Origin of the sequence: Caballeronia sp. ATUFL_F2_KS9A, from assembly GCF_023630765.1 — a bacterium.
GTDB lineage: Bacteria > Pseudomonadota > Gammaproteobacteria > Burkholderiales > Burkholderiaceae > Caballeronia > Caballeronia zhejiangensis.
In genome coordinates this window covers 122,060-144,568 of sequence record NZ_JALQEK010000053.1, presented here as the reverse complement: position 1 = coordinate 144,568, position 22,509 = coordinate 122,060, and the positions used below count along the sequence as shown (strand labels likewise).

Here is a 22,509-nt window from a genome sequence, read left to right as displayed (position 1 = left end):
GCTTACTCGCGGTGGGAAGGAAAGCGCGCGGTGATCGACACGCCGCCGTGCGCCGAATCGTCCGCGCGGATGCTGCCGCCATGCGCCGTGACGATCGCCTTGCATAGCGAGAGCCCGAGTCCCGCGCCGCCGCTTTGCCGGCTGCGCGATTCGTCGACGCGATAGAAACGGTCGAAGAGATGCGGCAGCGCGGACGTCGGCACGCCCGGCGACGAGTCCTGCACGTTGAGCGTCCAGTCGTCGGGTGCGCCCGCGAGCGCGACGCGCACGCGCCCGTTCGGATCCGTGTAGCGCAGGGAATTCTGCAGCAGGTTCTTCAGCAATTGCACGAAACGCGCGGCGTCGACATCGACATCGGCGGAGGCGAGCGCATCGCTGCATTCGACATCGATGGCGAGCCGCTTCGCGCGGAACGACTGACGCATCGCATCGACGGACGCGCGCGTGAGCGCGTTCACCTGCGCGGGCGCCTTGCGATAGCGCAGCATGCCGACATCGCTCAGCGACAGGTCGTACAGGTCTTCGATGAGCTTGTTCAGCGCCGCGACTTCCGTCTGCAGCGAGGCGAGCGATGCGGCATCGAATATATGCACGCCGTCTTCGATCGCTTCGAGTTCGCTGCGCAGCACGGCGAGCGGCGTGCGCAATTCGTGCGACACGTCCGCGATGAACTCGCGCCGGCAACGTTCCGCGCGCTCCAGCGAATCGGCGAGCGAGTTGAAGTCCGATGCGAGCTTGTCGAGCTCGTCGCGATTCTTCGCGGGCACGCGAATCGAATAGTCACCGCTCGCGAGCCGATGCGTCGCGGCCATCACGCGGCGCACCGGCACGAGCACGAGGCGCGCGAGCACCATCGCGACGACGGCGGCGAGTATCACGGCGACGCCGCCGATCTGCCAGGTCGCGCGCATCTGCTGCGCCTGAAACGCGATGTCGGCGGCGTCGGTGAGCGGCGTCGGCCCGGCGGTTGCGAGCCAGCCGACGATCTTGCCATGCACGCGCACGGGCGACGCGGGCGCATCCGGCGGCGGCGGCTCGTTGGTGGATGCGACGAGCGCGCGATCCGCATCGAACAGCGCGGCAGGCGGACGTTCCCGTCTATGCCCGCGCACGCGATCCGCCGATTCGATTTCGGGCGCTGTATTCAGCGAATCGCGCAGAGGTGCGGATTCGGGCGGCGCGAAAGGCGACGGGTTCGGCAACGCGTTCGAAGGACGCATGCCCCAGTGCGGACCGTGCCACGGCTCGCCGAGCGGCCCGAGGATGCGCGCCACGCTCCCGCTGCCCGGAAAGCTGCGCCACGCGCTCGGCACGGTCGCGCGCATGTCTTCGATCTCGCGCCGCAGGAACTGCTCCTGTGCGTCGTCGAGCAGCGCGAGCCATGCGTCGTCGTTGCCGCGCAGGAACGCCCAGTTGCCGTGCGCGGCGTACTCGCTCGCGACCTTCGCCATCACGGCGCGTTCGCGCCCCGCATCGCGTTCGCGCACGTAATGCAGAAAGCCGTTCTCGAAGCTGACGCGCACGGCGTAGCCCATCGTCAACGTGATGACGAGACACGCGACCAGCACGAGCAGAAAGATCTTCGAGGCGATGCCAAAACGAAACTTCAATGAGGAACCCTTCGCGTGGCAGGCGGATTGAATGACGGCCGATTCTAGTTGATGCGGCCTTCGTCACGCAGTTTCCTCGCGAATCTCCACGACTTCTCCATTTTTTCTCCATGCTGGATGCGGCATTGATCGCTAACGTCGCTGGCAATCTCAAGGGAAAACCACGGAGTTACGCCATGCCACGCACCGAACGAAAGGAGGCCGATATGAAGCGCCCGTCCTGGCCCGGACGAAGTTCCGCCGATGTAGCGCAGATCGCCGACGAACCCGCGACGAAACTGCGCGGCTGCCGCCTTTCCGCGCCGATCGTGCAGCCGTGGGGCGCGTCCTGCCGTGTCGTCGAATGGATCAACTTTCGCGGCGAACGCTCGTTCATCGCGGTGCACGTGAGCGCGACGGAACCGGAAATCCGCGAGCGCATGCGCCTGCACGCCAACGGCGAACGTCACGTCGCGCTCGATGCGGCCGCGCTCGGCCGTCCGAAGCTGCGGAGGGCGTAACGATGATGTCCGGTACGCACGAGCCGCATCGCATCGTCATCGTCGAGCCGGATGACGGCGTTCGGCAAAAACTGCGCGCATTTCTTTCGAGCTATTACCCGGCGATGCGAACGATCTCGAATGCAGAGACGCTCGCCGTCGAGATCGAGCACACGAAGCCTTCGCTGATCCTGCTCAGCAACGAACTGACCGACACGCCCACGGCAGCCGTGCTCTGCGATCTGCGCACGCTGCATCCGGATATCGCGGTGCTCGTCATCGGCGCGCCGCACGGCTGGATGGACGCCATCACCTGTCTCGATCTCGGCGCCGACGACTTCGTGCAACTGCCCTGCAACGAGCGCGAGATTCTTTCGCGGATGCGCAATCTGTTGCGTCATCGCGCGGGGCGTGCATTGCCGGTCACGCCCGGCAACGGCAAGCTGCGCCTCGGCGACTTCGTGCTCGATCCGGCGAAGCGCACGCTGAAGCGCAAGCGCGTGGCCATCGACGTACACGACAGGCTCCTCGAACTGCTCGCGTTGTTCGCGCGCAATCCGATGACGGTGATGTCGCGCCTGCGCCTCACCCGTCAGTTGAGCGAGCAGGGCTGCGCGCTGTCCGAGCGCTCGGTCGATGCGCTCGTGTGCCGTTTGCGACAGATCGTCGAGGACGATCCCGCAGAGCCGCGCCTCATTCAGACGATACGCGGGCGCGGCTACGCGTTCAGTCCGAATGGCGCGAAGCTCGGCGCGGTCATGCCCGCTCATGCGTAGATCGCCGAACCGGGACGGGCCGGGCTCTTCGCCGAAGATTCACGTAGAGAGCCTTAAAACGCGGTGCCGATCTGAAACTGGAACTTCTGATACGTGTCTCCGCTGTGATGCACGATCGGGAAACCGAGGCTCAGCTTCAGCGGGCCGATCGGCGAAATCCATTCGAGGCCCATACCGTAGCTGTAACGCAGGCCGTTCGATCCGGTGCTGTTGCCTTCGTCGCCCCAGACGTTGCCGCCATCGACGAAGGTGAACACGCGCAAGGTGCGGTCGTAGCCGGTGCCCGGCAACGGGAACGTCATCTCGATGTTGGCGACGACCATCTTCGAGCCGCCGATCGGATCGTTCGTCGTCTTGTCGCGCGGACCGAGCGAGCTCGACTCGTAGCCGCGCACGGAACCGATGCCGCCCGCGTAGTAATTCTTGAAGATCGGATACGACTTGCCACCCAGACCCGAGCCATAGCCCGCCTGAAGGTTCACGCCGAACACGAAGCCGCGCGAGAACGAGTGGTAATACTGCGCGGTGAAATCGGTCTTGTAGTACTCGGTGTTGCCGAGCGGCGTGCCCACTTCCGCGTTGGCCTGCAAATAATAGCCGCGGCTCGGCACCAGCGCGCTGTCGCGATGGTCGCGCTTCCAGCTCGCCGTGAGCGGCACGTTGTTCACCACACGGCCGAACTCGCTCACGTAGTCCAGATACGATTGCGGCGTATCCGAATCGGTATTGAAGCGATCCTGCTCGACGCCCGCGCCGAAGTACACCATGTCCGATTCGGAGAACGGAATGCCGAACTTCGTGTCGACGCCCATGCTCACGATACGAAAGCTCGAATCGCTCGAATAGTAGAGCGGATACGTCGTCCGGTAATACGCATCGGTGATGCGCTGAATGCCGTCGACGGTGAAGTACGGGTCCGTCTGCGTGATGCTCAGCGTGCGATACGTCTTCGCCGTATTGACGTTCACGCCGAGACTCGTGCCCGAGCCGAACACGTTGTCCTGCGTGACGCCGGCGGACAGCACGACCTTGTCCGTCGATGAAAAGCCCGCGCCGAGCGTGATCGCCCCTGTCGGTTTCTCTGTCACTTTCATCTGCACGTCGACCTGATCCGGATCGCCTTCGATGGGCACGGTCGTCACATCGACATCGGTGAAATAGCCGAGACGGCTGATGCGGTCTTTCGAGAGCTTGAGCGCCTGACTGTCGAACCATGCGCTTTCGAACTGGCGCATTTCACGGCGCACGACTTCATCGCGCGTGCGCGTATTGCCGATCACTTCGACGCGGCGCACATACACGCGCTTGCCCGGATCGACCTGCAACGTGAGCGCGACCGTGTGATGCGCCTGATCGATGTCCGGCTGCGCGTTCACGCTCGCGAAGGCGTAGCCGTATCCGCCGAGCCTGTCGACGAGCGTCTGCGTCACTTGCTGCAGCTTGTTAGCCGAGAACAGCTCGCCCGGCTCGATGCTCACGAGCCGCGCCAATTCCGCATCGCGCCCGAGCAGATTGCCCGCGAGCTTCACGCTCGTGATGGTGTAAGGCTTGCCTTCGTGCAGCATGATCGTCAGATACATGTCCTTCTTGTCGGGGGAGATCGAAACCTGCGTCGATTCCACGCTGAATTCGAGGTAGCCGCGATCGAGATAGAACGAGCGCAGGTTTTGCAGATCGCCGGTGAGCTTCTCCTTCTGATAAAGATCGTTCTTCGTGTACCAGGAAAACCAGTTGGGCGTGGAGAGCTGCATCTCGTCGTGCAGCGTCTTTTCATCGAACGCGGTGTTGCCGAGAAAATTGATCTGCCTGATCTTCGCGCTCGGTCCTTCGGCGACCGAGAAAAGCAGTTGCACGCGGCCGCGATCGAGCGGCGTCACCGTGGTCGTGACTTCGGCGGCGTAAAAGCCGCGCATCAGATATTGGCGCTTGAGTTCCTGTTCCGCGCGGTTCGCGAGCGCCTTGTTGTAGGTCTGACCCGGCGCGAGTCCGACCGCTTTCAACGCCTTCGACAAATTGTCCTTGTCGAATTCATGCACGCCCGCGAACTGAACGCCGGCGATGGCCGCCGCTTCGACGACGCGCACGACGAGCACGTCGCCGTCGGTCGACACGCTCACGTCGGTGAAGAGGCCGGTGTCGTAGAGCGCGCGGATCGCATCGGTGGCTCCCGTCTCGGTGAAGGTGTCGCCGCGCCGTATCTTGAGATTGGCGAAGACCGTCGACGGATCGACGCGGCTCACGCCTTCCACGCGAATGTCGCGCACGATGAAGCTGCTGCCGGCATGCGCGTGCGCGCTGACGAGGGCGCCCGCCGCGACTGCGAGCGAGCGATAGATGTGATGCTTCATGCGGGAATCGGGAAAAGTGGAGAGAGCGGCGCGGGCTTACTGGATCGGTGCATCGCCGATGGCGGGCAGGGACTGGCCGGTCGCCGCGCCGATGACTTCATGGATCTGCAGCGCGCTTTCGCGGCGTATGCGAAAGGAGAGCTGCGCGCCGCCCTGAAGGACGAAGGAGAGAATCAGCGCGCCGGTGCCATCCGCATCGAGCGCGACTTCCCAGCCTGCGCAATGCATCGTGAATTTGGCCGCGCGATTTTTCTTGCGGATTCTTTCCGAGCACGCGATGGCGTGCGCGAGCGCGGCGATCAACTCGTGCATGACGGAGCAATGCAATGCGACCGACGAGCCCGAGCGCGCGTCGACGACGAGATAGCCGCCGTCTTCGCTAAGCCGGAAGCTCGCGAGCGAATCGATGGTGAGAGCCGGGCGCATGTGCGTTCGAAGCGGGTTATCGAAAGCGCACAGTCTATGAAGGCACGACGCGCATTGGGTTACGCGCCTCTTACCGGATGTTGCCCGGGATGCGGCCAAGAAAGCGGCGCATTCAATCGAATGCTTTCCTATAACCACATCATGAAATGCGCGTGATTTTTTAGGCGTCGCGGTCCGATATTTGCTCGATAAGGGCTAAGCTATCCGAATGCCTGATTTACATCGCATGTCTGGAAAAACGTGCATTGCGTGGCCGTCGAAAGCGGCGCGGCAAGGCAGCGCTCGAACGGTCGGGCGTTTCTCCGGGCGTTCGGACCTTGCATCAGCAGATGTGCTTTTAAACGAAGGACATCATGTACTCCATGAGCGGTTTTTTTGTCGAGATCATTCCAGAACACGTACCGGATGATGGCTGGACCGCGATCGCACAGTTCTCGCGCCAGCGAGATTATCGAAAGCACGACGAAGTGCCCAAAGCGACCTTTCCGACCAACGTGGCGTATGGAACACGGAGCGCCGCCGAGCGCGCCGCCACGCAATGGGCACGCGAATTCGTCACGTCTTCGAGCGAAGTTCTCGAATCGTCCTTGCGGCTGGAAGAGGCGGCGCGCAAGGCTCATTGAAGGCAATTGCCTGCAAACGTACTGGGTCGAGTCCTTTCGATCTCAATCCCACTACGACAAGATGGATAGGCAGACTCTCTCGAGGATCGACCTCACGCTCACGCAATTCGAGCGTAGAGTTTCCGAACAGGAATGGCGTCAGATTCGTCTACGACAGATCGGTTGCAATAGTAAAGAGTGCATGGCATTGCTTCACGAATTGCAAAACAGCCTGAGATGCCTCCCGCGATATCGATTCGCTGTCGGACAAGACTTCGGGCGCCCCGATGATGACGTGGATTCATGCTGGATTCAGGCCCCTTGACGCTTCCCATTCGGTCCGTCATCGCGGTCCCGGGCGCACGGGTTGCTGATCGACACACCAGTGCTGACCACTCCCTGTTGCAGGAAGAACGCCATGAATCGCAAATTACGATCGGGAATGATCCACACGCTCGCGTGCGTCTCGCTGTCGGGCGTCACGCTCGCAAACGCCCAGCAAAACGGTGCGCCGCCAGGCCATTCCACATCGGGAAACCAGGCGTCCGGGAAATCCGCGGGTGTCGCCGGCGGCGCGGGCGCCGCGGGCCAGTCGGGCACGGACCCGGCCACGCTTAGCCGCATGGAAGAAGAGCGCGTGCAGAAGAACAACGCGCAATCCGCGACGAAGGGCGCATCGAATCCCGGCGCGGGCAAGCGCAAGGACTGGAAGGAGTGACGGCCCGCGTAACGGAGGATCAGGAGCGCGCGCGTGTGCGCAGGCGCATCGGCGCCGATCTGTGGCGCGCGGTGTGGGCCTGGCGCTATCAGACCGCCGCGGCGGTCGCGCTGATGATCGGCGCGCGGCTCGCGGTGGTCGGGGTGCCGCTGATGCTCAAGCGCGTCATCGACGAGTTCAGTCATCCCGCATCGAGCGTCGTCTTTCCGGTCTTTCTCGTCCTCGCCTACGTGCTGCTGCGCTATCTCGGCGATGTGCTCAACGAAGCGCGCGACGTCGTCTTCAGCATCGTCACGCAGCGCACGGTCGCGTCGTTCACCGAGCGCACGTTCGCGCATCTTCATGCGCTCGGCGCGCGCTTTCATGCGCGGCGCGAAACCGGCGCGGTCGTGCGCGACGTGCAGAAGGGCGCGGACGGCATCGGCTTTTTGCTCGGCACATCGCTCTTCACGATCGTGCCGGTGATGATCGAGATCGGCACGATCGTCGCGGTCATGGTGCATGCGTATTCGCTGGAATTCATGGCGATCATCGGCGCGACGTTCGTGCTGTATTCGGTGTGGACGGTCATCTTCACGCGCTTTCGCATGCGCTTCCAGCGCGCGGTGAACGGCCTCGAAGCACAATCGGACGGCCGTCTCGTCGACAGCCTGCTCAACTACGAAACGGTGAAGTTCTTCGCGAGTGAAAGCATCGAAACGCGGCGTCTTTCGAGCGTGCTGGAGCAGTGGGTGCATGCGCGCATCGCCAATCAGCGCGCGCTCACGCTGCTGCATGTCGGGCAGAGCACGATCATCACGATCGGCATTGCGGCGGTGATGTTGCGCGCGGCGCAACACGTCGTCGCTGGCACGATGAGCGTGGGCGATCTCGTGCTCGTCAACGCGTATATCGTGCAGGTGTGCAATCCGCTCAACACGCTCGGCTTCGTGTTTCGCGAGACCAACGACGCGATGGTCAACGTCGAGCGCATGTTCAACATTCTGCTGTCGCGCGGCCGCGTGCGCGAGGATGTCGATGAAGCGCACGCGAAGCCGCTCGTCGTGACGGCGGGCGAGATCGAGTTCGATCATGTCGAGTTCGGTTACGATCCGGCGCGGCAGATTCTGCGCGATGTCGATTTTCGCGCGCATCCGGGCAAGAAGCTCGCGGTCGTCGGCGGCAGCGGATCGGGCAAGTCGACGCTCGTGAAGCTGCTGTTCAGGCTCTACGAGCCGACGGCGGGCGCGATACGCATCGACGGTCAGGACATCTCGCAGGTCACGCAGAACAGCCTGCGCGCGACCATCGGCATCGTGCCGCAGGACACCGTGCTCTTCAACGACACGATCGCCTACAACATCGGCTATGGGCGTCCCGGCGCGACGCGCGCGGACATCGCGCGGGCGGCGCGCGCGGCGCAACTCGACGGCTTCATCGAGCGTCTGCCGGACGACTACGAGACGCGCGTCGGCGAGCGCGGCGTGCGGCTCTCCGGCGGCGAGCGTCAGCGCATCGCGATTGCGCGGGCGATACTCAAGAATCCGCGCATCATCGTGTTCGACGAAGCGACGTCCGCGCTCGATACGCGCTCCGAACGCGCGATCCAGAACGAGCTCGACAGGCTCGCGGAGGGCCGCACGTCGATCGTCATCGCGCACCGGCTGTCCACTGTCGTCGATGCCGACTGGATTCTCGTGATGGAGCATGGACGCATCGTCGAGCAGGGACAGCACGACGAACTGCTCGCGCGCGATGGCGTGTACGCGCGCATGTGGTCGCTGCAATGGCAGCAGGGCGAGCTGAAGCACGCGCAACGCAAGGTGTCCGCGACGGCGCTCGGACTGGATGCGCTCGTCGCAGGCGTGGTCGATGCGCTGCACGACGAGATCGTCACGCGCGGCGTGAATCTCTACACGGTCATCAGCGATCCGGGCTTGCGCGTCTCGGGCGATGCCAGCGTGCTGCAGCAGATCGTGGCCGATCTGTGCCGTTCGCACATGAGCTCGGCGGCGCGCGGCGAGCGCATCGAACTGCGCGTGTTCCGCGAAGACAATCACGCGAATCTCACGGTGATCGGTCAGCGCGCGAGTCCCGCCGATCTGTCTTCGCAGCAGATGCGGCGGCTCGAATCCGCATTGAACGAAATGGGCGGCGGCTTCACGGTGCGCTATATCGACGAGCATGTCGCGTATGTCGCGACGATGCCGCTGCGTCCCGTGCTCGACGATCCGCAAGCGTCCGAAGCCACGCATGACGATGCATTGGCCGGCATCACCGTGATGGTGCTCGACGATCAGGAAGACGCGCGCGATGCGCTCGAAGCCGTGCTCGAATCGGTGGGCGCGCGCGTCATGTCTTGCGCATCGGGCGATGAAGCGCTTGCGCGTCTGCGCGAACTGCCCGGCGCGCAGTGGCCGGACGCGCTTCTGTGCGACATCGTGCTAGGCGGCGAACAAAACGGCTACGACGTGCTGCGACTCATTCGCGAGGAAGAGTCGCGCCGCGGCGCGTCGCTGTCCGAACGCATGCCCGCGATCGCGCTGACGGGACACACGCAGGCGGATGCACGTTCGCGCGCACAGGCCGCGGGCTTTCAGGCGCATCTGACGAAGCCGGTCGCCGCGCCGAAGCTGATCGCGACGATCGGCGACGTGACGGCGCGCACATCGCTTCGATGAGGGCGGCGCGAGCGCGCGTTCGAATGTGACGATGCAATGCTGCGCCGTTGAACGGAAGCATCAACCTGACGTGGCGATAGTGAGCGCGTGACGTCCCTGCATCGCCTCGATCACGCCACGGAAATGCTGCGCCGTGCGACGCAGGCCTTCGTCGAGCGGCGTCGTCGGTGTCCAGCCGAGGGCATCGCGTGCGAGCGCGATATCCGGCTGACGATGCCACGGATCGTCCATCGGCAAAGGCTTGAACACGATCTCCGATGACGATCCCGTCAACTCGATGATGCGCCGCGCGATCTCGAGCATCGAAAGCTCGTGCGGATTGCCGAGATTGACGGGTCCGGTGAGTTCATCGGGCGTGTCCATCAGGCGGATGAATGCGTCGACCATATCGTCGACATAGCAGAAGGAGCGCGTCTGCGAGCCTTCGCCGTACACGGTGATCGGCTCGCCCGAGAGCGCCTGCATCATGAAGTTGGAGATCACGCGTCCGTCCGACGGATGCATGCGCGGCCCGTACGTGTTGAAGATGCGCGCGATCTTGATCGACAGTCCGTGCTGCCGCCGATAATCCATGAAGAGCGTTTCGGCGCAGCGCTTGCCTTCGTCGTAACACGAGCGCGGACCGATCGGATTCACGTTGCCCCAGTACGCTTCCTGTTGCGGATGCACATGCGCGTCGCCATACACTTCGCTCGTCGATGCCTGGAAGATGCGCGCATGCACGCGCTTCGCAAGCCCGAGCATGTTGATCGCGCCGTGCACGCTGGTCTTCGTCGTCTGCACCGGATCGTGCTGGTAATGAATCGGCGAAGCGGGGCAGGCGAGGTTGTAAATCTCGTCCACTTCGACGTAAAGCGGAAATGTCACATCGTGCCGCATCAGTTCGAAATTCGGGCTGTCGAGCAGATGCGCGATGTTGTCCTTCGTGCCGGTGTAGAAGTTATCGACACACAGCACATCGTGCCCGAGCGCGAGCAGCCGCTCGCACAGATGCGAGCCGAGAAAGCCTGCGCCGCCCGTCACCAGAATCCGCTTTCTATAGGCTTCTCTCATGTCGCCTTCATCCTTTCTATGTGTGTGCTAACTGCATACGAAGCGCAGCGTTTCGTCCCAGTCGCGGGCGAAGCGCGCGATATTGAATCGTTCGAGCGCGGTGCGCCGCGCGCCTTCGCCGAGACGCCGCGCTTCGGCGGGATCGCGCAGCAGGTGCTGCATCGCGTCGATGAGCGCCTGCGTGTCGGTATGCACGTAGCCGCTTTCGCCGTTGCGGATCACGGTGGCGAGTTCGGTCGTCGCGAGACCGATGATCGGCATGCCGATCGTCATCGCTTCGACGATGGCGAGCCCGAGGCTCGTCCAGCGAATCGGATTGAAGAAGAAGCGATAGCGCGCGCTGAACGCCGCAAGCTCCAGATTGCCGATCTCGCCGATGCCGCCCGCCGACTGCGCATCCATGCCGACGAGATCGAGCGGCACGCGCGCGGCCGCTTGTGCATAGACATCGTTGCCGAGCCGCCTGCCGCGCTGGCGCAGATGATTGATCACCGCGATGCCGCGTTCGAGTTCGCCGCTATAGCGCACGCCTTCGGGCACGATCACGCCGTGTTCGATGACGCGCGTCGGCGTTTCGCCGCTGTCCCACATCAGCTTGTTGAAGTGCGTGACGTGCACGAGCAGCGTGTCGCGTTCCTGCACCCAGTGCTTCTGTTCGAAGGGGTTTTCCTGCGGCGGATCGTGCTCGATGTAGACGCGCGGCAGCCGGCGTTGCGCGTCGCTCAGCAGATTGATGCGGTCGTCGTCCCATTGACGCTTGTGCTGAAAGAGCACGACATCGAAGGATTGCGACTGCACTTCGCTCGCCGGAATTTCATGCACGTTCGGGCCGAAGGGCAACGCACCCGCCGTGCCCGCATAGCCCGGCGGATAACCGGGGCGCGTGACGAGATAGAAGTCGTGCGGCGCCTGGCTCAGATAGTAAAGATAATTGCCGTGAATATGCCAGGTAAGCACGCGCAGACGCCGGGAACTAGTCGTGGGCATGAAGAAGCGTCTCCTCTCGGACGGTCGATTCAAGCTGGGCGAATGCCGTGTCGATCACGGATTGCACGCTTATGTTCATCGCGCATTCATGACCGTAAGGACACTCGCGAAACGCGCACGGACGGCACGAGGGCCAGTCCGCGAGCACGCGATGACGCGCGTGATCGAGCGGCGCCCAGCGACGTGTATCGCTGCCCGACGCGACGACGACACTCGGCGTGCGCATCGCTGCGGCGACATGCGAAAGCCCCGTGTCGTTGCATACGATGAGCCGCGCCTTCGCGACGAGCGCCGCGAGCGAGCCGAGCGACGTGCGGCCGGCGAGATCGATGCCGGCACCTTGCGCAACGCGCGCCGTCAACGGGGCTTCACCCGCGCTGCCTGTGACGGCGACTTGCCAGCCGCGCCGCGACAACGCGCGCGCCACGTCGGCGAAGCGCTCGACGGGCCATCGACGGGAAGGCAGCTGCGCGCCCGGATGCACGAGCACGAGCCGCTCGCTATCGAGCGCGCACGCTTCGATCAGCGCATCGCATTCGCGATTGTCGGCATCGGTCAGCGGAATCTCGAGATCGAGATCGTTTGCGTCGATGCCGAGCCGCTGCATGAGCGCGGTGTATCGCGCGGATTCGGGCAGATCGTCGGGCCATGGCATGAAGACGCCTTTACGCATGGCTTCGTCCGGCTTCAGAAAGCCCGCGTTCAGACGCGCGCCGATGCCTTCGACGATATCGTTCGCCACGCCGCCGCTTCCATGCAGTTGAATCGCGAGATCGAAGCGACGTGCGCGCATCGCTTGATGAAAACGAGGCAGATGTGCATCCGTTTCCTGCTGCTCGGGAAAACCGATAGCGCCGGGAAACACGATGAGTTCATCGACGAGATGCGCGTATCGTTCGACGAAACTTGCCGCCCAAGGCAGACCGATAAGCGCGATATGTGCTTGCGGATAGGCGCGGCGCAATGCACGCAACGCAGGCACGGCGCACAACATGTCGCCGAGCTGCAATGCGCGAAAGATGACGATGCGCTCGACGTTCATAGAAAGAAGACCCTGAACTTGAACGCGCCGCGTATGCGCCAGTAGATCGACAGATACGGAATGATCGCCGACGTCCACAGCATTTCCGCGACGTGCGACGGCGTGCGCGCAGTCGTCTTCAATCGTTGCATACTGAACCATATGGTCATCGCGGCCCAGGCAAGCAATGCGAGCGACCCGGTGCGCGGCGCGTGTGCTGCGAACGATCCGATCGCAACGACGAGCGCCGCGAGCATCGCGTAGTACAAAAGCGGCGGATTGCGGCGGATGCGCGTGCGAAACATCGCGGGATACTTTTTGTAGAGCAGTGCATCGAACTGGCTCTTCTTCTGCTGCGATATGCTCACGCCCCAGCGCGCAGGGCGCACCGGATGCAGCACGGTTGCGTCTTCCGCACGCGCGATGACGAGTCCCGCCTTCATCAGCGCGAATTGCAGGTCCGAGTCCTCGCGCCACGCCGCCGTAAAGCGCGCATCGAAGCCGCCCGTACGTTCGAGTGCGGCGCGCGTGACGAAGGTGTTCGCCGTCGCGAATTCGGCGCTGGCGAGTCCCGCGGCGTCGCGTTCGTAATCGGTCGGGCGTGGTCCCAGCGGCACGACGATGCGGCCCGACACGGCATCCGCGCCCGCATCGAGCGCACGCATGCCATTGGCGATCCAGTTCGGATCGGGAATGGTGTCGTCGTCGGTGAAGGCGATGCGCCGCGCAAGCGATGCGCGCCAGCCCGCGTTGCGCGCGCCCGCCGGACCCTGCGTCGCGGTGACGGGAACGTAGCGGATCAACGGGCCGCGCCGCGCACGCGATTGCGACAGGCGCTGCACGCATGCCTTCGTCGCTTCGTCGGGGCCGTCGTCGCATACGATGATCTCGTAGCGCGCCGGATCGTAGGTCTGCGCCGCGAGCGCCAGCACGCAGCGTTCGAGCATCGCGGGGCGGCGATACGTCGGCACGACCACGGTCACGTCCGGGATGAAATCGCCGCGCGGTATCGCGGGTGCATCGGCCGCGCTCATCGCGCCGTGATCGAAGAGTTCGGCGTAGGTGCTCATGCGTGTGCGCCCGGCTTTTCGACAAGGAACGAGCCGATCACGAGCGCATCGAGCGGCGACGTCCAGAACGATTCGAGTGCGTCGCGCGGCGTATTCACCATCGGCTCGCCGCGCGTATTGAACGATGTATTGACGAGAACCGGCACGCCCGTGCGCGCCTTGAACGCCGCGAGCAGATCGTAGTAAAGCGGATGCTGCGCGCGATTGACGGTCTGCACGCGCGCGGTGCCGTCGATATGCGTGACCGCGGGAATGCGCGTCTTCATGTCGTCGCGCACGTCGAACACGAAGAGCATGAACGGCGCGACGCGTGCATCGACGAACCAGTCGGCTGCGTGCTCTTCCATCACGACGGGCGCAACCGGACGAAAGTCCTCGCGATCCTTGATCTCGTTGAGGCGCGCCTGCATGGACGCATCGATGGGCGATGCCAGAATCGAACGCGCGCCGAGCGCACGCGGGCCGAACTCGGTGCGTCCCTGATACCAGCCGATGACGCGGTTCTGCGCGAGAATGTCCGCGGTTTCTTCGGCGATATTCGTGAGCTTGCGATACGGCGCGCGCGTCCACTTGAGGAAGGTTTCGATCTCGTCGTCATCGAACGACGGTCCGAGATATGCGTGATCCATGCGCCATTTTCGACCGCGATCGCCGGTCTTCGCGCGTTGCTGATAGTCGGTCCACAAGGCAGCGCCGAGCGCCGTGCCCGCATCGCCGGCGGCGGGCTGAACCCAGATTTCATCGAACGGTCCGCGATCGCGCAGGCGCGCGTTCATCACGCAGTTGAGCGCGACGCCGCCCGCCATCGCGAGATTCTTCAGACCCGTACGTTCGTGCAGCCACTTCGCGAGTTCGAGCGCGGTCTCTTCCAGAACGACCTGCAATGAATGCGCGATATCGAAATGATGCTGCGTGAGCGGGCCGCCGCGTTCGCGCGCGGGACCGAAGCGCTCGACGAGACGCGGCGCATCGACGGTATAGCTGCCGTCGCGGCGATACTTCACGATCTCGCGAAACTGATCGACATACGCGGGCTTGCCGAACGACGCGAGCGCCATCACCTTGTACTCGTCGGACGAGTGCAGGAAGCCGAGATAGCCCGTCACCGTTTCATAGAGCAGGCCGAGCGAGTGCGGCAGTTCCACTTGCTTGATGCGCGTGTATTCGCCATTCACGAATTGCCCGAGACTCGTCGTGACGCCTTCGCCGCGACCGTCCATCGTAAGTACGGCGGTGTCGTCGAAAGGTGCGGCGAGAAACGCGCTCGCTTCGTGACAGAGATGATGATCGACGTTATGCCACGCGAAGCGCGGGGCGCGTCCGCCGCTTAGGAAACGCCGCTTCAGATGATGCGGCGCGCCGTCGATCAACTGACCCTTCGCATTGACGATATAGCTCAGGAACAGCGGATCCCAGGGCGATTCGGACGGGTTCGTCATCGCTTGCGCCGAGGGCATCATCGGCAGGGATATGTTCGCGTTTGCGTCCTTCGGCATGCCGGAAAACAGATGCGGATCGTACGAATACGCGATGTGATCCACATCCGCGAGTTCGATGCCCGCTTCCTTCAGGCAATAGTCGATTGCATCGAACGGAAGCTGCCATGTGGAAAACGGCACCGGCCGTTTCGCATGCTTGACGTGCGTGAAGCGCTCGTCCTCGGCCGCCGCGATGACGACGCCGTCCTTGACCAGCGCCGCGGCGCTGTCGTGATAAACCGCGTTGATTCCAAGTGTGTACATAGCTTAGCTTGCCTGTGTTATCGGATGGACGGGCGATGCATGTTCTTCTTCGATGAGCTCGAGCGCGGCGGAGACAACCTCGTCTACCTCGACGCCGACAAGGCACGCGTGATGGCCTTCGGGACACACGCTGCGATAGCACCAGCGGCACGAGACATCGTGATACAGCACGCGATGCGATGTTTGCCACGGCATGTGCTGCGGATTCGTGAGTGCGTAGAGATCCACGACGGGCGCGCCCAGCGCGGATGCGAGATGCACCGGTCCGCTGTTGTTCGAGATGAGAACGCGAGCGCGCTGGATGAGCGCGGCGAGTTCCCCGAGTTCGAGCGCGCCGGACAGATCGTGCGCGTAGGGACTCGTGCCGCAGGCGGCGCGGCACAAGTGACTTTCGCTTCGCGAGCCCGTCACGAGAATCGGCCATTCCAATTGAGCGCCGAGACGTTCGATCGTTTCGGCGAAGCGTTCGACGGGATAGCGGCGCGACTCCGCGCTCGCACCCGGATGCACGACGATGAACGGTGCGTCCATATCGACATCGCGGGCGATGAGCTTTTGCGTCAGCGAGTCGATATCGGCGGGGCGCACGGAGAAGCGCATGCGCGTATCGTCGGCTTTCGCACCGACTCTTGCGACGAGAGCGAGTTGCCGCTCCACTTCATGCCGTGTGCCGTGCTGCGGTTCAGTCTCCTGAACCCAGTCGGTGAGCAAACCATACGGATTCTCGCGGCAATGCGCGAGCCGCAGCGGAATGCCGGCGAGATGACACAACATGGCCGCGGGCAGCGGATTCTGGCTGTAGACGCTGAAGATCACCGCTGCATCGAAATGCGCCGATGCAAGGCGCGCACGCATGGCGAGATCGGCGAGGGCGTCGATGGGCGCATCCTGCTTGACCCACGGCGCGTCGTATTCGATCACATCGTCGATTGCATCGATGAAAGGCGCCGTCGCCTTGCCCGCACGCGATGCGAGCAAGGTCAGATGCCTGCCCGGCTGCGCGGCGCGTAACGCGTGCAGCGCGGGCGTCGTCATCAGCACGTCGCCGAGATTGTCGAGACGGATGCAGAGAATGCGCTTGACATCCGCGCCCCATTCGCGCGCCTGGCTCGCGGCGCTCTTGCGCGCATGCGCTTCGACGACGGGTGCAAGCATGGGCTTCATGCGGGACACTCCGTATTGACGACTGCAATCGCCGCCTCGTACAGGTCCTTCGCGACGATATCCGGCTCGCGTCCAACGCCTTTGAGCCATTCGGTTTCGTTGCCGTTATCGATCAGCGCACTGCGGCAGCCCGCGCGATGACCGGCTTCGACGTCATCGAGAATGTCGCCGATGAACCAGCTCTGCGAAAGATCGATGCCATGCTCGCGCGCCGCACGCAACAGCAGGCCGGGCGCGGGCTTGCGGCATTCACACGCGCGCGTGAATTCAGGCACGACGCCCCGCGGATGATGCGGGCACCAGTAAATGCCGGCGAACGACGCGCCCGCTTCGGCTGCGAGTTCACGCAAACGCGCTTCGACGCGATCGAGTGCCTGCAAGTCGAACTTGCCGAGCGCGACGCCGCTCTGATTGCTGATTACGAAGATCGGCAGTTCGAGCCACGAAAACAGGCGCAACGCGTCGAGCGCGCCCGGCGCGAGGCGCATCTTCAGCGGATCGACGTTCCAGGGCACATCGTCGAGCAAGGTGCCGTCCTTGTCGATGAAGATCGCAGGCCGCAGTGGTTGCGTCATCGTGCGGCTCCGCCCATGGCAACGCGCGCGGCGGCTTGTCCTTCCTCGCCCGCAAGTCGCGCGTAGACCTGTGCGAGCGCCTGCGCGACGCTCGACCATGTGAACATTGCGTTCGCGCGGGCGAGGCCCGCTTCGCCCATTCGCGTGGCGAGCGCGGCATCTCGCTTGAGCGCGACGAGCGCATCCGCGAGCGCGGCCGGATTCTTCGGCGGCACGAGCAAGCCGGTTTCTCCGTGCGCCACCGAGTAGCGAATGCCGCCGACAGCAGCACCGATGACGGGCCGCCCGCAAGCCATCGCCTCCAGCGGCGTGATGCCGAACGGCTCATACCACGGCGTCGTCACGAAGACATCGGCTGCGTTATAGAAGTGCTTCAGTTCACCTCGTCCATGACGGCCCACGAAGTGAACATGCTCTTCGATGCCGCATTCGCGCGCGACCCCGCGCAGCCTGCCGATCTCCGGCGTCGCGTTCTCGTTCGCTTCGTCGGAATTGCCGCCCGCCACATAAAGCTCGGCACTTTCGCCATGCTCACCGTGTAGCATGCCGAGCGCGCGCACGACATTGTCGACGCCCTTGCGCGGCACCATGCGCCCGAGTTGCAGCACGATGAACCGGTCTTGCGGCCAGCCGAGACGTTCTCTCGCTGCCGCCTTGTCTAGCGGATGGAACTCCGCGCGATCGAAGCCGCACGGCACGAGGTCGATGCGCGCGGGATCGGCGTCGTACAGATGAATCAGATCGTTCTCGTCCTGGGGACATTCGGCGATGACCGAATCGGAGCGCCTGACGAGCTCGTCTTCGATATCGAAGCGCGCATCGGGAAAGCCGTCCGATTCGCCTTGATGCAGGCGTCGCACGCGCCCCAGCGCATGAAACGTCGTGACGAGCGGCACGCCGAGCGCGTCCTTGATGCGCAGACCCACGAGGCCCGACATGAAGAAGTTCGCGTGCACGATGTCATACGGTTGCGCTTCGTTCTTCATGAAGTCGATCATGAAGCCGGCGAACGCATCCATATGCGGCAGAAGCTGTTCCTTCGGTAACTGCACGGGCGGACCGGCCGGTACATTTATCACGCGGATGTTTTCGAAGCGCGAGACGAGCGGCAATAACGAACGGTCGCAACGCGTGAACACATCGACGTCGTGACCGATGCGAACGAGCTGACGCGCGACATTCGCCACATAGATGTTTTGCCCGCCGCTGTCTACGCCACCCGCGATCGCCAACGGCGATGCGTGCTCACTGATCAATGCGATTTTCACGGAAGTCCCCTTATCTTGCGATCCCAATGTGCGTGTGCGCGGCGCGCCATCGCGTGGATCAGTCACCAGCGTTCAGCATTCCCTGTGCCACTCGTTGTCGAACTGGCGAGAACTGCGAAACGATTTGCGGTTCGATGCGGGACGAACCAAATTTCGTTTGGTTCGTCGCGCGACGCACGCGTTTTTACGTGGGGCGTGTAGAACCGAAAGACGCCGACGATTTCGTCTGCCTGGCGCGGCGCAAATCGTCTTCGCGCACGACGCGGCGCATGTCCTGGACGCGCGAGGGGATCACGCGGCGCCTGGTCATCGCCCATGCGATGCCGCTTGCGAGGATCGGTAAATCGCGCATCAGCGTGCGCTCGCGCCATGCCACGAGGAAGGCTTTTCCGGTGGCGTGAAGGGCTTGGTCGAATGGCAGGCGCATCCATGCGACCCACGCGGCGTTGCGCGCGAGGAGCCTGCGCCGTTGTGCGCTGTCGCGCAGCGGTGAGGGATGGTGATGAAGGACGAGGTCATCCATATAGACCATCTCGTAGCCGGCGGACAGGACATCCAGCGAGACGAGCGTTTCTTCTCCGCCGATGAAAAGCCTGGGCTCGTAGCCGCCGACTTGCCGGAAGACGTCGGTGCGGAACACGCACGCGCCCGCCATGAAGCCGACGAGCGCGGGACCGGGCAAGCCACGATGCGGCAGCGGGCTTTCGCGCATTCGTTGGCAGGTCTCGTCCGCCGCGCCGTCGGCACCGACGACGACGCGCGCGTTGAGCACCGCGACGCGCGGCGCCGCGTCGAGGATCGCGACGGCGCGCGACAGCGATCCGGCGCTCCACCAGGTGTCGTCATCGCAGAATGCGACGTACTCCGTCGCGACGCGAGCGACGCCGAGATTGCGTCCGGCCGCGCCGAGATTGTCCGGCGCCTCGACGAGTTCGACCGATGGAAACTGCGCCGCAATGCGCTCGGCCGTGCCGTCGGTGGACGCATTATCGACCGCTACGATGCGGATGCGGTCCGGCAGCGCGGCAAGTCTTGCGAGCGTGTCGAGCACCTGATCGGCTCTGTTGTACGTCAGCACGACGACGGTGAGCCGCGCGCGATCGGGCTCGGAAAGTGTTGCCGGTTCAGCCATGGTCGACGGCTCGCAGAGTCCAGAAGCGTTCGGGCGCGAGCACGTCGTCATAGCCGTGGGGCCCGAAGGCTTTGAGCTGACTCGCATAACATTGCACCGCGCGTTGCTTCGCTTCGATGCAGCGCGAGAGCGTGGCGGCATCGATCGGATCGAGCAGCGGCGTCGCTTCGATGCCGCTTCCGATGAGTTCGACGAGCCGTTGCTGCACGAGGCCATCCATGCGCCGATATAGACAGTCTTCGTACGCAATGCATGCCGTCGCGTCCGAAAGGCACGCCTCGCGCGCGGCCGTATGAACCAGCGCGTGGTCGGAATGAAAGAGGCCAAGCGGGATGAGGAGCGTAGTGCAATCCGTCTCGCGCATCACGTCGCGAATGGCCGAAGCGATCTTGGCGGTGGTCGCGCTCGTGCCGCCTTGCGTGTATTGGGAGTCGAGAAAGCCGAGATGCACGGCGCGAGCGCCCAGGACGTGCAGCGCGGCTTTGTCTTCGACACGGCGCTCGCGCATCGCCTGATGTGCGTCCGCGAAGCCGCACTGCGCGTCCCAGTCGGTGGCGAGCGCCGTGTCCGGCGCACCCGCGAATATCGTGCAGACGGATGCGCTCGGCGACGCGGCGAGCAGGGCGCCGCAACTGAAGACGGCATCGTCGAGATGCGGGGAAATCACCAGGGTTCTTTGAGCGGAGAGAGGCATGGCCGGTTGCTTTCGATGAATCGATCCGAAGCCACTGCGCAATGTGCGTGCCTCGACGCGCCGGTCTGCAGGTAATCGTCTGATCGTGCGCGGTCGGCGCGTGTCGATTGATTAGGAACCCAAGCTAATCGCAACGCGGAGACGACTTCAGCCCATTCGCATGAAGGCACCGCCGGGGTCCGCTCCGACCCAGGCGCATCGGCCGCGACCGACGCTTAACAAGAGCGTGAGCACGCCGGCGCACAAGAAGGCGAGCCGGACGATCGTGGGCTATCTGAGATTGTCGCGCGATGCAGAGCATAGGCTCAGCGCATCGCGATAACTTCAACGCCGCCGCTTCTGCTGAAGCGAAGGCGGCCGTTCGGTCAGGCTGTTCGCCGTGTCCTTGACGAGCGCGCCTGCATCGATGAACTGACGCCGGTACTCCGCCGGCGTCGTTTGCTTCGCGGCCTTGAATTGCCGATTGAAGTTGGCGACGTTCGCAAATCCCGAGCGCGCAGCGATGACCGATATCGGCAGGGACGTGTCGCCCAGCATCCGGCACGCATGGCCGATTCGAACGCGAGCGATGTATCGCCCGACGCTCTCGCCGATGTGCTGCACGAAATAGCGCGTCAAGGTGCGCTCCGAAAGGCTCGCCGCTTCGCATAGCTCCGATAGCCGGAGCGGTTCGGCAAAGCGCGCATCGATCATCGAAAGAACGCGATTGATGCGCTCGGGCTCGTGACCGGACGGCCCCGCGTTCGTCTGATTGAAAGCGCTCGGCGACGCGAGCGGGTGGCCCGGCGCATCGGCGAGCGTGCACAGGACATCGAGCGCGGCGCTCAGGCGTTCGCGCGGCGCGGTCGAGAGCAACTGTCCGAGACGGCTGCGCATCCGTTCGCCGGCGGGAGGCTCGAACGCCAGCCCGCACGCCGCACGGCGCAGGAGCTTGCGAAGCGGCTCGTATTCGCGGCAGCAGTCCGCCATGCGCCGCGCCCAGTCGCCGTCGAACCAGATGACGATCGCGACTTGCGGCAACGACGAGTCGATCGACCGGTTCGACGACCACGTATGCGGCAAATCAGGCGGCACGAGGACGAGATCCTCGGCCTGATAGTCGTTCACCGAATCGCCGATATAGCGCTTGCCGTGACTGTTCATCGTCAGCGTCAGCTCGTATTCCGGATGGTGATGCCATTCGAATGGAATACGCGCGAGCCGCCGATGGTAAACCCGCACCGAACAGTCCGCGCCGAATTCGACATGCTCGTAGGCTGGTTTCGGGGGACGCTTCTGTTGCTTGACGAACCGGAGGTATCCTTGCATCCTGGGGCTCAGGAAAGATTGCTCGCGTTCCTTACGAAGTCGGCCCGGCAGAAGCAGATGCAGATCATTTTCTCGACCCACTCGCCGCACTTGGTTTCGTCGCTTCCTGATGATGCGATAAAGACGTTCTTCCAACTTCCCGATGGCTCGTTTTCAGTGCTTCCGGGCACGCATCCGTATGCAGCATTCCGTCGACTAGGCGCGGACCATGGTCGTGATCTGCTTGTTGTCGTCGAAGATCGTCTCGCTAAGAGCGTCGTGGAACTGGCTGTCTCGCTTATTGCAGACGAGGCGGCGAGAAGCGTGTTTCGGGTTGAGGTAGCCGCGGGAGGAGCGGAATCAATACTCAACTATCGAATGCCCGTCTTCGCAGAAACTGGAACACGCGTCCTCGTCTTGCTTGACGGGGATAAGCGGATGTCCGATAAGACATCACATCCGGAAACCATCCCGCCTGCCGATAATCCAAAGCTTGGCGACAAGATATTTGCTGAGCTTGGAGCGAAGCCTTCGTTCCAGATCGACGGAGGCGCGGCGGGCGGCAATGAAGGGCAACGTGTCATTGCACAGCGCAAATACCTTGCATGGGTGTATGAGAACCTCCGGTATATACCGACAAGTTGCCCGGAAGAGTTGATACTCCACGCGGAGGGACTGGTGCCGCTTGAAGCGGCCGGACGTTCCCAAAAGTGCAAGGCCATTCTTCACAACATCGCCTCTGATGCGCTCGGCCGCAAGGCTAACAGCGAGCAAACGGACAGCTATGAAGAGATGTCTCTGGCAAGATGCAAGGCCGACTCGGCTCATCTTATTGAACTTAGGGACACATTAACCGCATGGCTGGCGAGCGTGCGATAGTAGGGCCATTCATAAGAA

20 protein-coding genes are annotated in these 22,509 nt (G+C 63.5%); 6 read left to right on the top strand and 14 right to left on the bottom strand.

What is annotated here, in order from left to right:
* Positions 1–2 precede the first annotated feature (2 nt).
* The gene (locus tag NCS67_RS30280; protein WP_250437776.1) at positions 3–1,610 is read right to left on the bottom strand and encodes an ATP-binding protein; all 1,608 of its coding nucleotides are present in this window, start codon (positions 1,608–1,610) and stop codon (positions 3–5) included.
* A 206-nt stretch (positions 1,611–1,816) separates the two neighbouring features.
* On the opposite strand from NCS67_RS30280, the gene NCS67_RS30275 reads away from it, so the two are divergent.
* The gene (locus NCS67_RS30275; protein ID WP_051078953.1) at positions 1,817–2,110 is read left to right on the top strand and encodes a DUF2866 domain-containing protein; all 294 of its coding nucleotides are present in this window, start codon (positions 1,817–1,819) and stop codon (positions 2,108–2,110) included.
* A gap of 2 nt (positions 2,111–2,112) precedes the next feature.
* Positions 2,113–2,865, top strand: a complete 753-nt coding sequence (locus NCS67_RS30270; protein WP_250437775.1) for a winged helix-turn-helix domain-containing protein — start codon at positions 2,113–2,115, stop codon at positions 2,863–2,865.
* Positions 2,866–2,918: 53 nt separating this feature from the next.
* On the opposite strand, the gene bamA is transcribed toward NCS67_RS30270, so the two are convergent.
* Positions 2,919–5,213 (bottom strand): outer membrane protein assembly factor BamA, encoded by a 2,295-nt coding sequence (gene bamA / locus NCS67_RS30265; protein ID WP_250437774.1) that lies wholly within the window; start codon positions 5,211–5,213, stop codon positions 2,919–2,921.
* 36 nt (positions 5,214–5,249) lie between these two features.
* Positions 5,250–5,639, bottom strand: a complete 390-nt coding sequence (locus NCS67_RS30260; protein ID WP_008345356.1) for a hypothetical protein — start codon at positions 5,637–5,639, stop codon at positions 5,250–5,252.
* Between the two features lie 353 nt (positions 5,640–5,992).
* On the opposite strand from NCS67_RS30260, the gene NCS67_RS30255 reads away from it, so the two are divergent.
* The 3 genes from NCS67_RS30255 (at position 5,993) to NCS67_RS30245 (ending at position 9,619) form a co-directional block, all read left to right on the top strand.
* The gene (locus NCS67_RS30255; RefSeq protein ID WP_008345357.1) at positions 5,993–6,262 is read left to right on the top strand and encodes a hypothetical protein; all 270 of its coding nucleotides are present in this window, start codon (positions 5,993–5,995) and stop codon (positions 6,260–6,262) included.
* A gap of 397 nt (positions 6,263–6,659) precedes the next feature.
* Positions 6,660–6,959: a hypothetical protein gene (locus tag NCS67_RS30250; protein WP_175982411.1), complete on the top strand. Its 300-nt coding sequence runs from the start codon at positions 6,660–6,662 to the stop codon at positions 6,957–6,959.
* Positions 6,956–9,619, top strand: a complete 2,664-nt coding sequence (locus NCS67_RS30245; RefSeq protein ID WP_008345359.1) for an ATP-binding cassette domain-containing protein — start codon at positions 6,956–6,958, stop codon at positions 9,617–9,619. The genes NCS67_RS30250 and NCS67_RS30245 overlap by 4 nt, the downstream gene beginning before the upstream one ends.
* A 60-nt stretch (positions 9,620–9,679) precedes the next feature.
* On the opposite strand, the gene NCS67_RS30240 is transcribed toward NCS67_RS30245, so the two are convergent.
* The 11 genes from NCS67_RS30240 to NCS67_RS30190 form a co-directional block, all read right to left on the bottom strand.
* A complete protein-coding gene (locus NCS67_RS30240) occupies positions 9,680–10,672 on the bottom strand; it encodes a UDP-glucuronic acid decarboxylase family protein (protein WP_250437773.1) in 993 nt (330 codons plus the stop codon).
* Positions 10,673–10,699: 27 nt separating this feature from the next.
* Positions 10,700–11,659, bottom strand: a complete 960-nt coding sequence (locus tag NCS67_RS30235; RefSeq protein ID WP_008345361.1) for a glycosyltransferase family 4 protein — start codon at positions 11,657–11,659, stop codon at positions 10,700–10,702.
* Positions 11,646–12,701 (bottom strand): glycosyltransferase family 9 protein, encoded by a 1,056-nt coding sequence (locus tag NCS67_RS30230; protein WP_250437772.1) that lies wholly within the window; start codon positions 12,699–12,701, stop codon positions 11,646–11,648. The genes NCS67_RS30235 and NCS67_RS30230 overlap by 14 nt, the downstream gene beginning before the upstream one ends.
* Positions 12,698–13,714 carry a glycosyltransferase family 2 protein gene (locus NCS67_RS30225; protein ID WP_051078954.1) on the bottom strand — a complete coding sequence of 339 codons (1,017 nt, stop codon included), beginning with the start codon at positions 13,712–13,714 and terminating at the stop codon, positions 12,698–12,700. The genes NCS67_RS30230 and NCS67_RS30225 overlap by 4 nt, the downstream gene beginning before the upstream one ends.
* Positions 13,715–13,746: 32 nt before the next feature.
* The gene (locus NCS67_RS30220; RefSeq protein WP_033535668.1) at positions 13,747–15,492 is read right to left on the bottom strand and encodes a carbamoyltransferase family protein; all 1,746 of its coding nucleotides are present in this window, start codon (positions 15,490–15,492) and stop codon (positions 13,747–13,749) included.
* Positions 15,493–15,495: 3 nt separating this feature from the next.
* Entirely contained in the window at positions 15,496–16,656 is a 1,161-nt protein-coding gene (locus NCS67_RS30215; RefSeq protein WP_409014186.1) for a glycosyltransferase family 9 protein, read from the bottom strand.
* Positions 16,653–17,231: a D-glycero-alpha-D-manno-heptose-1,7-bisphosphate 7-phosphatase gene (locus NCS67_RS30210; protein WP_250437771.1), complete on the bottom strand. Its 579-nt coding sequence runs from the start codon at positions 17,229–17,231 to the stop codon at positions 16,653–16,655. Before NCS67_RS30210 ends, NCS67_RS30215 begins: the two co-directional genes overlap by 4 nt.
* On the bottom strand, positions 17,228–18,499 hold the full coding sequence (locus NCS67_RS30205; protein WP_250437770.1) for a glycosyltransferase family 4 protein: 1,272 nt from the start codon (positions 18,497–18,499) through the stop codon (positions 17,228–17,230). Before NCS67_RS30205 ends, NCS67_RS30210 begins: the two co-directional genes overlap by 4 nt.
* A 184-nt stretch (positions 18,500–18,683) precedes the next feature.
* Entirely contained in the window at positions 18,684–19,631 is a 948-nt protein-coding gene (locus tag NCS67_RS30200; RefSeq protein WP_250437769.1) for a glycosyltransferase family 2 protein, read from the bottom strand.
* Positions 19,624–20,298, bottom strand: coding sequence for a PIG-L deacetylase family protein (locus tag NCS67_RS30195; protein ID WP_250437768.1), 675 nt, complete (start codon positions 20,296–20,298; stop codon positions 19,624–19,626). Before NCS67_RS30195 ends, NCS67_RS30200 begins: the two co-directional genes overlap by 8 nt.
* Positions 20,299–20,649: 351 nt before the next feature.
* The gene (locus tag NCS67_RS30190) at positions 20,650–21,633 is read right to left on the bottom strand and encodes a helix-turn-helix domain-containing protein (RefSeq protein WP_250437767.1); all 984 of its coding nucleotides are present in this window, start codon (positions 21,631–21,633) and stop codon (positions 20,650–20,652) included.
* On the opposite strand from NCS67_RS30190, the gene NCS67_RS30185 reads away from it, so the two are divergent.
* Complete coding sequence (locus NCS67_RS30185) at positions 21,532–22,491, top strand: ATP-dependent nuclease (protein WP_250437766.1); 960 nt, start codon at positions 21,532–21,534, stop codon at positions 22,489–22,491. The two genes, NCS67_RS30190 and NCS67_RS30185, sit on opposite strands and share 102 nt — an antisense overlap.
* Positions 22,492–22,509 lie beyond the last annotated feature (18 nt).